The organism is Thermorhabdus hydrogeniformans (genome assembly GCF_049310025.1).
Classification (GTDB): Bacteria; Bacillota; Thermosediminibacteria; order Thermosediminibacterales; family Tepidanaerobacteraceae; genus JBJYKD01.
In genome coordinates this window covers 1-238 of record NZ_JBJYKD010000282.1, presented here as the reverse complement: position 1 = coordinate 238, position 238 = coordinate 1, and the positions used below count along the sequence as shown (strand labels likewise).

General features: G+C 73.1%; 1 protein-coding gene. It reads left to right on the top strand.

Going from position 1 to position 238, the window contains the following annotated elements:
* Positions 1-238, top strand: a 238-nt coding sequence (locus ACKX14_RS16435) for a tRNA (adenosine(37)-N6)-threonylcarbamoyltransferase complex ATPase subunit type 1 TsaE (protein WP_422449508.1), incomplete at both ends; no start/stop codon positions are given.

Below are 238 nucleotides of genomic sequence, written 5' to 3'. Positions count from 1 at the left end.
CCGATCACCTCGCCGACCTTCGTGATCGCCCGGGTGCACCCGTCGCTGTGCGACGGCCCGGCGCTCGTGCACGTCGACGCCTACCGGCTCGGCGGCCGGCTGGAGGTCGACGACCTCGACCTCGACGCCTCCCTGGAGGAGTCGGTCACGGTCGTCGAGTGGGGCGAGGACCTGGTCGAGGCGCTCGCCGAGGACCGCCTCGAGATCGAGATCACGCTGAGCCCCGCGGGGGACGAGC